The organism is Beijerinckia sp. L45 (genome assembly GCF_009765775.1).
Lineage (GTDB): Bacteria > Pseudomonadota > Alphaproteobacteria > Rhizobiales > Beijerinckiaceae > RH-AL1.
This window is the reverse complement of record NZ_LMUU01000172.1, coordinates 42,703-51,339: the sequence shown is the minus strand read 5'-3', so window position 1 is coordinate 51,339 and position 8,637 is coordinate 42,703. Positions and strand designations below refer to the sequence as shown.

Below are 8,637 nucleotides of genomic sequence, written 5' to 3'. Positions count from 1 at the left end.
TCGCGAGCGCCAAAAGCACGGCAGGGCCCATCCCGACGTGGCGTCTAGGCTCGTGATTGCGGAGGCTCGACATCAACAACGTCTCCCAATTGGTTTTTCCGGTTTCGCGCCGTCGCTGCCGACGTCGCCGATCCCGGTCAGTCGTCTTCTTCGGGATGGCCAAGGACACGAACGCCATCGAGCCCGGCGACCACGACCGCACGGGCGAGCCCGAGAAACAAGCCGTGTTCCACAACGCCCGGGATGGCGTTCAGCCGTGCGCCGAGATCGTCGGGCGTCTGGATGCGTTCGAAATGACAGTCGAGAATAAGGTGGCCGCCATCCGTGACGAAGGCATCGGTACCTGCCATCCGCAATGCGATTTCGCCGGCGCAGCCGCACAGCGCCGCCTCGCGCTTGACCAGGCGACGCGTCGCCTCGAGGCCGAAGCGGTTGACCTCGACGGGAAGCGGGAAGCGACCGAGCGTGTCCACCGCTTTGGTCTCGTCGGCGATGACGATCATCCGGCGCGAGGCCGTAGCGATGATCTTTTCCCGCAGCAAGGCCCCGCCGCCGCCCTTGATCAGACGCAGCGCCGGATCGTACTCGTCGGCGCCGTCGATCGTGAGGTCGAGTTCCGGCTGCTCGTCGAGCGTCGCCAGGGGAATGGCCAGCGAGGCGGCCTGCCGGGCGGTCTGTTCCGACGTCGGGACGCAGATCACCTTCAGCCCTTCCGCCACCCTTGCGCCGAGCAAGGTCACGAACTCGGCGGCCGTCGATCCCGTGCCGAGGCCGAGGCGCATGCCGGGCACGACAAAATCAAGCGCGCGCGCGGCAGCCTGTCGTTTCGCATCCAGGAGGTCGAGGGGGGGCATGGGCTCTCACGGAGGCGAGGCACGTGGCCTCAAGTGGTCTGCGGGTTAGGCCTTCGAAGGCCGGTCCGTCAAGCAAGACGGGGACGGAGACCGGCTATTTGGCCTGCGGGGTGCAGACCACGGTTTCGTTGAGAACGTAGCAGATCGACATCATGCCGGTGCGCTGGTCGACGCGAAACACGCCGCCCTCCTGCTCGTGTCGCGAGGCGATCAGCGCATAGTCGCTGGAGCCCTGCGGTCCCGCGCCCTGTCCCGGCGGATAGCACAGCGTCGTGCCGACCGGCGATCCTTCCTTCAGGCCGAACTGACACGCCCCGATCTCACCAGTCGAGCGGTCGAGCCGAAACACCCGGTTGAGGTCGATCTGCGGCGCGGCGAGGAAATCATAGTTGCCCGCGGCTCGTGCGCCCGGCGACCCGAGCAGGATCGCGAAAAGGGCCGATGCAACGAAGGATCGAACAGAAGGCACGGATTGCATCGGCGGGCTCCAGACATAGGATGCCAGAGCTATAGCCGAGGGATTGCCGCGACAAAACGGCGGAGGTCACGCCGCGGCCAAAGATTTCGCGATCAGGCGGCAGCGCTGAGCCGCGCTGCGCGCGATTGCATCAGCGGCTGGATGCGCTGGCCAAACGTTTCGACACCCTCGACAAAGTCATCGAACGTCAGCATCAGCCCCTTGGTGCCGGGCACCGTTGCCGCCTCGTCCATCAGCCGCGCCACGGTGGCGTAGGAGCCGACGAGCGTGCCCATGTTGAGGTTGACGGCCTGCTCCGGCAGATTGATCGTCTTCGCCGTCGACGTCTCGGCGGCCGTCTTGTCCTGGCTGCCCTGGTCCGCCATCCAGGCCAGAGCATCCTCATCGACGCCGGCCTTGTAGGACAGCCATTTGGCCATCGCCGCCTCGTCCGTCTCGTCGGCGATGATCATGAACAGGACATAGGCGCCGACATCGCGGCCGGTCTTTTCGACGGCGCTCATCAACTGCTGGTTGACGGCGGTATGCGCTGTCGGCGTGTTCACCCCGACGGCCAGAATGAAATTATAGTCGGCATATTGCGCGGCGAACGCCATCCCGGTCGGGCTCTGCCCGGCGGCGACGATTTTGACGTCCCCCTCGGGCATCGGCTTCATCCGGCAGTCGTACATCGAAAAGTGTGCGCCCTTGAAGTCCGAGGCGCCGGTTTCCCACAGCTCGCGCAGGATCGTCACGTATTCCGTTGAGTACTGGTAGCGATAGCCAAAATAATCGTCGCCCGGCCACAGGCCCATCTGCGAGTACTCGGCCTTCTGCCAGCCGCTGACGATGTTGACGCCGAAGCGGCCGCCTGAGATCGAGTCGATGGTGGTGGCCATCCGCGCGACCATCGCCGGCGGCAGCGTCAGCACGGCGGTCGAGGCAAACAGCTTGATTTTCGAGGTGACGGCGGCGAGGCCGGCCATCAGGGTGAAGGATTCCAGGTTGTGGTCCCAGAACTCGCTGACGCCGCCGAAACCGCGCAGCTTGATCATCGAAAGCGCAAAATCGAGCCCGTAACGCTCAGCCTTCTGAACGATGGTCTTGTTGAGTTCGAAGCTCGGCTTGTACTGCGGCGATGTCGTCGAAATCAGCCAGCCGTTGTTGCCGATCGGAATGAAGACGCCAATATCCATGAGGCTGCACCCGGGCTCGAGAAGGTCTTCCGGCGAGCAAGACCGGTGCCAGGAAGCACCCTTGTTTCAAGAGCATGGATCAAAGGTTCGTTGATCCGGCGCCGTCAGGAAACGGTCTCGTGGACCGCAGGCTCTCACCAATCCGAGCGCACGACGCTTGCGCAACGCCTGCCGACTTCGTAATCGGACGCATGCTCAAAAGCCTCGCTCCCCTCATCGTCTTCGATCTCGACGGCACTCTTGTCGACAGCGCGCCCGACCTCGTCGACACGCTCAACGTGATTCTCGCCCGCGAGGGCCATGCGCCGGTGTCGCTGGAGGCCGGCCGCAAAATGGTCGGTTCCGGTGCGCGGGTGATGATCCGCCGCGGGCTAGAGTCCCAAGGGGCCAGCGTCACCGATGCACGGCTCGAAGAGATGTTCGCGGAGTACCTCGCTTATTACGAGGATCATCTCACCGACAAGACGGTGTTCTACCCCGGCGCCGAGGCGGCGCTCGACCGGCTCACCGCGGCGGGCTGGAGCCTGGCGATCCTCACCAACAAATACGAGAAGCCGGCGATCAAGCTGGTCGAAGCGCTCGGCGCGCGGACCCGCTTCAAGGTCATCGCCGGCCAGGACACGTTCGCCGTCAGCAAGCCCAACGCTGGCGCGTTGTTCGACACGATAGATCAGGCCGGCGGCGATCGCCGTCAGAGCATCATGGTGGGCGACACCATCACCGACGTGTCGACCGCCCAGAATGCCAAGATCCCGGTCATCGCCGTCGATTTCGGCTACGCTGACCGCCCGGTCGCCTCGATGAATCCCGACCGCATCATCAGCCATTTCGACCAGTTGTCCGGCGCCGTCGCGGTGCTCAAGGCCGGTTTTTCCGTCGCAGTTTAAGTTTTGGCGGTTTGACTTGCCGCCGAGCGCCAAGCATATACAAGGTCCGACACGGTTCGGGCGCGTAGCTCAGCGGGAGAGCACTCCCTTCACACGGGAGGGGTCACAGGTTCAATCCCTGTCGCGCCCACCATCGATCCAGACGCAAAGCCCCCGTAAAACAAGGGTTTCTGCCGGAAGCCCTTAGGAAGGGCGCTAAACCACCCGAGACGAAATCCTGCGAACGTAAGCGCAACCAGACTCAACGATGCGTGCAACTTCCGTGCAGGTTGTTCGCGGTCCGCCCTCTCGTGATGGAGGGCGCCCATGTCTGAAGTCCAGCCCCACCTCCCCGGCGTCCCGCCGACCGCGCGGCCGGGCCGTAGCAAACCAGCCATCATGCGACGCGCCGCCGAACAACTCGGCATCGAAGTGCTCGCTTTGCTGAAAGACCCGCGCGCAAAGCTCGACGATGTCGTCGATGACCTGCTCAAGGTCATGGGCTCGCGGACCGATGGCTACGATCTCGCGAAGCAACTCGAGCGACAAGGCTATGATCCCGACGCCGAGCCCGTCGAGATTTTAGACACGGCCGACAGCTACGTCCGGAATGCGCACGACGATGCGGTGAAGGAGTGGGTCAAAGCCGAGGACATCACTCTCGATCTGCCGCTTAGCGCAGTCGTCACGACGCGGCACGGCGACGGCCCGATCGCCAGTCTCTATCCCGAGACCGCAAAATACGTCGTCGCCGTCACGCCCGAACAGCGTGCTAGCCCCGGTAGCGGCTACATTCTTCACGCCGAAGACGTGACCCCGGTCGACCCGCAGTCGGCCGAGGCCGCGCTGGAGGTGGCCCATGGCTGACCGCCTCACTTCGCGGCCGCCGCGCGCCGGCCTCGCCCTCAACATCCACGACACCCATCTCGGCATCTGGCAGGACGACGCGAACGATCCGCTGTTCGAGCAGGTCATCTTCGCCGGCCTGATCCGTCACCTTCGCCGGCGCGGTTGGACGGTTGGCCCCGACGCCGACATTGTCAAAAACTACCCGATCTTGCGCCGGTACCGCCGATTTTGTCGCAAGGGCGAGTTGCTCGCGACCCTGGAGGTCAACGGGCGCTCCATCCAATTCGAGGTCTGGTCCGAAAACTGGATCCAGAAGAATCGGAACGGCCACCGCCACGACTTCGACAAGCGGGAAAAGATGCCGTTTCTGACGCGGCTCCGGGTCGATCTCGAGTTCGGCAAGATCGAGACCTGGCTGCAAAAGCATGGCCCGTTCGAGACGACCAACAGGAACCTGCAGCGTCGCGGCCCGCACTTCGGCGGCCTGACGGCGCTTCAGTACATCGAGCGCGAATACGCCACGTCCATCCACAAAGACAAGACGTCCGGCCGTCCGGTCTGCGACTACGCCTACAAAAACGGCACCTCGGCCGATGGCGACCGTATCGAGCAAGGCGCCACCGTCTGGTTCGCTGATAAGACAGGCCGGATCAACCGCGGTACCGCTTACTTCGGCATAAACTGCATGTGGCGGGTCGTCGCCGGACGCTGGCGGCTCGAGAGCTTCAGCGCCAGCCAGATCTTCACCCGCCAACCGGAAGACCTCCGCCGGAAGCGGAACGAGCAGCGCCGGCGAGGCAAGCTGGAGGCGTTGCCGGCGAGCGCTGTTGGAGCCATGGAGTTCGAACGCGCGGCGAAGCTGCGCGACATCCTGTTCGGCCGAGCCGACATCTTCCTAATCTGGCACCGCGAGCACGGCGCCTACTACCGCTCGAACCACTCCGGCTACACGACCGATCGGATCAGCGCCGGCCGCTACACGCGGGACGAAGCTGCGTCCGAGGTCTGCCGCGTCCCGCATCTGCTGTCGGCGATGACGCTCGGCGGCAAGCGGATCGAGGCGGCTGACTTCGCGAAGGCTCCGTTGATGGAGGCGGCCCATGTCTGAGGGGTCGACCTGCAGCTCCGGCAAATTCTGGCACCGTGCCGAGCCAGAACACACCTATGCGGACTGCCGGCGCCAGCCACCGCAGTTCAGCCTGGCCGTCAACATCCGGCGCGATCGCTTCGGCGACAAGCAGGACGAGATCACGGTCTCGCGTTTCCCGAACGCGCAATGGCCGAACACGGCCCACGATGACTGGTGTGGAGAGTACGCGGTCGACCGGCGCTTAATCGAACCTGTCGGCGGAATTTTCTGATGCGACCCGCCCCGCTCGTCACCTTCAAAACCGAGGCCGAACTCTGCGCCGCCTTCATCGCGGAAGCGGAGCGCGGCGGCATTTATCGCTGTTATCCGGAATGCTGCGGTTGGGACGTCCTCGCCGTCCGAGTCGCCGATGGCCTCCAAATCGGCATTGAGGCGAAGCTGAAACTGAACTCGCTGGTCGTTGAGCAGGCGATCGAGGAGCGGCCTTCTTTTTATCCGGGCGGTCGAGGCGATCGCGGCCCCGACTTCCGCGCCGTATTGGTCCCCGAGTTCGGCGGCAATTTCTCTCCGACGATCTGCGGCTATCTCGGCATAACGATCATCCGAATCGTGCACGAAGAGCGCGGCATCGGAAGCAGGCGGACCATCACTGGCGAGATACTGCCGACGTTGCCCGGCATGAAGTCGCACCGCTACGGCTCCTTGCCGGATAGCTGGCACGACTGCTGTCCGATGCGGCGCGAGATCCTGCCGGACTACGTGCCCGACAGCCAGGCCGGGACGCCCTGCCCGATCACCCTGACGGATTGGAAGATCGCCGCGATCAAGATGGCGATCCTGCTGAAACGGCGCGTCGTGACCCGCAGCGATTTCCAAGCCCTGAAAATCGATCACCGCCGCTGGCTGCCCAGCGTCATGGGCTGGATGGCGCCGGCCGATGGGCGTGGCCGCGGCTGGGTCGCCGGGCCCGGGCTGCCCGACTTCGCGAAGCAGCACCCTCGAAATTACGCCGAGATCGAAGCCGCTGCCGACGACTGGATGCCGAAGCCGTCGGAACTGGCGCCGATCCAGATGGATCTCGGCCTCGCCCCGCTGTCACCCGCGATCGATGGCGCCCCTCGATCCAAGAAAACGGAGAACGCCGATGCTTGAGCAAACCTACCACGATCGCCGCGGCAACGATCCCGAGAAGGGCGCCGCGATTCAGATCAAGGAATGCCGCGGCGAGGTCCTTCTCGACCTCGGTGTCATGCGCAACTTTGGCTCGCTATCATCCGACGCCTGGGCGGCGCTGTCGCCGGAGGAGGCGCGGGCCGTCGCCATGGATCTGAACCGGGCGGCTTTCCATGCAGAGCGCCGGCGGCGCGCGATCGCGAAGGAGGCTGCGGCCGGGCGGGTGAACGGAACTGCGGAGGCCTGCTGATGCCAGCAATCACCTCCTCCCACAACGCCGCAGGTCTCTGCCGGATCTACATCAACGGCATCCTGCACCTCGCCTTCTCGACTGAGAAGCTGGCCGGCCTCCAGTCCTGGAAGATGTCGACCCGCTCGCCGTCGCTGTTCGCGATCGAGCTGACGACGCGCGGCGCCGTCGTCCTCGCCGAATACGACCACGAGAACGTCTGGAAAGACGTGCTCGCCGAGATCGATTCCGCCTTCGGGAAAGTCGCCGCGCTGCCCGGCGAGAAAGGACAACGTCATGGGTGACACGACCAATATCGAATGGGCCGACCACACGTGGTCACCATGGATTGGCTGTACCAAGATCAGCCCGGCCTGTGACGGATGCTATGCCGCGCACCTCATGGACACCCGCCTTGGCCGGGTCGAATGGGGTCCGCACGGCGAGCGGCGGCGGACCAGCAAAAGCTATTGGCGGCGGCTCGCGGCCTGGGATGCGGACGCGCGCCGAGCGGAGCGTATGGCGACGGTTTTTCCGAGCCTCTGCGATCCATTCGACAACGCGGTCGGCGTCGATCTCCGGCTGGAATGGTTCGTTGAAATAAGGGCCTATCCGAACCTGCTTTGGCTGCTGCTGACGAAGCGACCGCAGAACATCGTGCGCATGGTCAAAGAGGTCGGCTTTATGCCGCCGAACATCGCGTTCGGGACGACCTGCGAGGACCGAAAGCGTGTCGAGACCAACCTGCCCCACCTCATGGTGGCGGCCGGGCTGCGTCCGAAGTTCCTGTTCATGTCAGCCGAGCCGTTGCTCGAAGATCTTGGCGACCTGACGCCGTGGCTTGGCGGCGACGCGAACACCTCGGAAGGTCGCTTCGAGCGCGGGATCAAGATCGGCGACGACGGCTGGCCTGTTCTGCCAGCGCTCGGCCAGGTCATCACCGGTGGCGAGACCGACCAGGGCGCCCATAAGGCGCGGCCGTCGCGGTACGACTGGTACCGAAACGTCCGCGATCAATGCGCCGCGCACGGCACGCCGTACCTCCATAAGCAGAACGGCGTCTGGGTCGAGATTCCGAAATACCGCCTCGGCGATCCCGGCGAGATCGTATGGCCGGACGGCGCCGTGGGGCGTGGCAACGCGAACGAGCATGGCGGCGCCGGCGTCCTGATGCGCCGCGTCGGCAAGAAAGCCGCCGGCCGCCTTCTGGATGGCGTCAACCACGACGGCTTCCCGGTCGTGCCGGCGCGCCCCGCATCGCTTGCACCACCCCAAACCGCAGGAGCCATCCCGTGACCGTGATCCCATTTCCGGGCCGCCGGCCCACGCCTAGCATCGAAGATCCAGGCGCGACCTGTGCCGCCCTCGATATCATCCGCGAGCGACACGAGATGGCCGCCTCCAGCCGCGCGCCGGACGACGACGAGCTCGCCGTCTCGAGCGTGGAAACGATCTACGCGTCAGCGACCATGGCCGATCTGCGGGCGCGGCGGCAGATGATGGTGCGCGCCGGCGCTCTCGTCATTGCCGAGGTGGAGCGGATCGAGCGCCTCATCGCGTCCAGCAATCCGCCGCCGATGGGGACGGCGTCGTGAGCGGGCGCTGGAGCGAGGCAGAGAAGGACGAGTTGCTGAGAGCTTTTGCAATGTCGACACCGTTGATCGGTAGCCCGGCGTCGGCCACGGCGCGATGTGCCGCCGCCAAAGCATCGGCGGCATGACGCAGCGCGATCGAGGCGCCGCTCTCGTAGCGCGCCGGCTCCGGCAGCGCGGCGCGGGCTTCCCGCGCTTCGGCAACGGCGGCGCGGAAGCGCAAGGATCGGTGGCGCACCAGCACAACTTAAGCATCAGTGCCTAGGATCGGGCTTCACGCGCTACATCGGCTCTCGCGCTCGATCCTCCTCCGAATCAATCTGCTTGGTCA

At 65.0% G+C, this 8,637-nt stretch carries 13 protein-coding genes and 1 tRNA gene; 10 read left to right on the top strand and 4 right to left on the bottom strand.

The features are described from left to right. Positions 1 to 137: 137 nt before the first annotated feature. The 3 genes from rpiA to rutA form a co-directional block, all read right to left on the bottom strand. The gene (gene rpiA / locus GSQ79_RS19250) at positions 138 to 854 is read right to left on the bottom strand and encodes a ribose-5-phosphate isomerase RpiA (RefSeq protein WP_158810283.1); all 717 of its coding nucleotides are present in this window, start codon (positions 852 to 854) and stop codon (positions 138 to 140) included. Positions 855 to 948: 94 nt separating this feature from the next. Continuing rightward, on the bottom strand, positions 949 to 1,332 hold the full coding sequence (locus GSQ79_RS19245) for a hypothetical protein (protein ID WP_246725437.1): 384 nt from the start codon (positions 1,330 to 1,332) through the stop codon (positions 949 to 951). A 92-nt stretch (positions 1,333 to 1,424) separates the two neighbouring features. Continuing rightward, positions 1,425 to 2,507, bottom strand: a complete 1,083-nt coding sequence (gene rutA / locus GSQ79_RS19240) for a pyrimidine utilization protein A (protein ID WP_158810282.1) — start codon at positions 2,505 to 2,507, stop codon at positions 1,425 to 1,427. Between the two features lie 191 nt (positions 2,508 to 2,698). Here rutA and GSQ79_RS19235 point away from each other — a divergent pair, with 191 nt between their 5' ends. From GSQ79_RS19235 to GSQ79_RS19190, 10 genes are all read left to right on the top strand, one after another. Then, positions 2,699 to 3,394, top strand: coding sequence for an HAD-IA family hydrolase (locus GSQ79_RS19235; protein WP_158810281.1), 696 nt, complete (start codon positions 2,699 to 2,701; stop codon positions 3,392 to 3,394). Positions 3,395 to 3,452: 58 nt separating this feature from the next. Beyond that, positions 3,453 to 3,527, top strand: a tRNA-Val gene (locus GSQ79_RS19230). A 173-nt stretch (positions 3,528 to 3,700) separates the two neighbouring features. Further along, positions 3,701 to 4,240, top strand: a complete 540-nt coding sequence (locus GSQ79_RS19225) for a hypothetical protein (RefSeq protein ID WP_158810280.1) — start codon at positions 3,701 to 3,703, stop codon at positions 4,238 to 4,240. Continuing rightward, a complete protein-coding gene (locus GSQ79_RS19220; RefSeq protein ID WP_158810279.1) occupies positions 4,233 to 5,330 on the top strand; it encodes a hypothetical protein in 1,098 nt (365 codons plus the stop codon). Before GSQ79_RS19225 ends, GSQ79_RS19220 begins: the two co-directional genes overlap by 8 nt. After that, a complete protein-coding gene (locus tag GSQ79_RS19215) occupies positions 5,323 to 5,583 on the top strand; it encodes a hypothetical protein (protein ID WP_158810278.1) in 261 nt (86 codons plus the stop codon). The genes GSQ79_RS19220 and GSQ79_RS19215 overlap by 8 nt, the downstream gene beginning before the upstream one ends. Further along, positions 5,583 to 6,464: a hypothetical protein gene (locus GSQ79_RS19210; protein ID WP_158810277.1), complete on the top strand. Its 882-nt coding sequence runs from the start codon at positions 5,583 to 5,585 to the stop codon at positions 6,462 to 6,464. Before GSQ79_RS19215 ends, GSQ79_RS19210 begins: the two co-directional genes overlap by 1 nt. Continuing rightward, positions 6,457 to 6,735, top strand: a complete 279-nt coding sequence (locus GSQ79_RS19205; protein WP_158810276.1) for a hypothetical protein — start codon at positions 6,457 to 6,459, stop codon at positions 6,733 to 6,735. The genes GSQ79_RS19210 and GSQ79_RS19205 overlap by 8 nt, the downstream gene beginning before the upstream one ends. Then, a complete protein-coding gene (locus GSQ79_RS19200; protein ID WP_158810275.1) occupies positions 6,735 to 7,019 on the top strand; it encodes a hypothetical protein in 285 nt (94 codons plus the stop codon). Before GSQ79_RS19205 ends, GSQ79_RS19200 begins: the two co-directional genes overlap by 1 nt. Then, positions 7,012 to 8,010 carry a DUF5131 family protein gene (locus GSQ79_RS19195; RefSeq protein WP_158810274.1) on the top strand — a complete coding sequence of 333 codons (999 nt, stop codon included), beginning with the start codon at positions 7,012 to 7,014 and terminating at the stop codon, positions 8,008 to 8,010. Before GSQ79_RS19200 ends, GSQ79_RS19195 begins: the two co-directional genes overlap by 8 nt. Beyond that, on the top strand, positions 8,007 to 8,309 hold the full coding sequence (locus GSQ79_RS19190) for a hypothetical protein (RefSeq protein ID WP_158810273.1): 303 nt from the start codon (positions 8,007 to 8,009) through the stop codon (positions 8,307 to 8,309). The genes GSQ79_RS19195 and GSQ79_RS19190 overlap by 4 nt, the downstream gene beginning before the upstream one ends. Here GSQ79_RS19190 and GSQ79_RS19185 read toward each other — a convergent pair. Continuing rightward, entirely contained in the window at positions 8,266 to 8,544 is a 279-nt protein-coding gene (locus tag GSQ79_RS19185) for a hypothetical protein (RefSeq protein WP_158810272.1), read from the bottom strand. The two genes, GSQ79_RS19190 and GSQ79_RS19185, sit on opposite strands and share 44 nt — an antisense overlap. Between the last annotated feature and the right edge of the window lie 93 nt (positions 8,545 to 8,637).

Excerpts from the sequence above, each read along its gene's own strand:
- GSQ79_RS19245 (WP_246725437.1), bottom strand. The coding sequence starts at position 1,332 with ATGCAATCCGTGCCTTCTGTTCGATCCTTCGTTGCATCGGCCCTTTTC.
- GSQ79_RS19210 (WP_158810277.1), top strand. The coding sequence starts at position 5,583 with ATGCGACCCGCCCCGCTCGTCACCTTCAAAACCGAGGCCGAACTCTGC.
- GSQ79_RS19220 (WP_158810279.1), top strand. The coding sequence starts at position 4,233 with ATGGCTGACCGCCTCACTTCGCGGCCGCCGCGCGCCGGCCTCGCCCTC.
- rutA (WP_158810282.1), bottom strand. The coding sequence starts at position 2,507 with ATGGATATTGGCGTCTTCATTCCGATCGGCAACAACGGCTGGCTGATT.
- GSQ79_RS19205 (WP_158810276.1), top strand. The coding sequence starts at position 6,457 with ATGCTTGAGCAAACCTACCACGATCGCCGCGGCAACGATCCCGAGAAG.
- GSQ79_RS19200 (WP_158810275.1), top strand. The coding sequence starts at position 6,735 with ATGCCAGCAATCACCTCCTCCCACAACGCCGCAGGTCTCTGCCGGATC.
- rpiA (WP_158810283.1), bottom strand. The coding sequence starts at position 854 with ATGCCCCCCCTCGACCTCCTGGATGCGAAACGACAGGCTGCCGCGCGC.
- GSQ79_RS19215 (WP_158810278.1), top strand. The coding sequence starts at position 5,323 with ATGTCTGAGGGGTCGACCTGCAGCTCCGGCAAATTCTGGCACCGTGCC.
- GSQ79_RS19225 (WP_158810280.1), top strand. The coding sequence starts at position 3,701 with ATGTCTGAAGTCCAGCCCCACCTCCCCGGCGTCCCGCCGACCGCGCGG.
- GSQ79_RS19195 (WP_158810274.1), top strand. The coding sequence starts at position 7,012 with ATGGGTGACACGACCAATATCGAATGGGCCGACCACACGTGGTCACCA.
- GSQ79_RS19235 (WP_158810281.1), top strand. The coding sequence starts at position 2,699 with ATGCTCAAAAGCCTCGCTCCCCTCATCGTCTTCGATCTCGACGGCACT.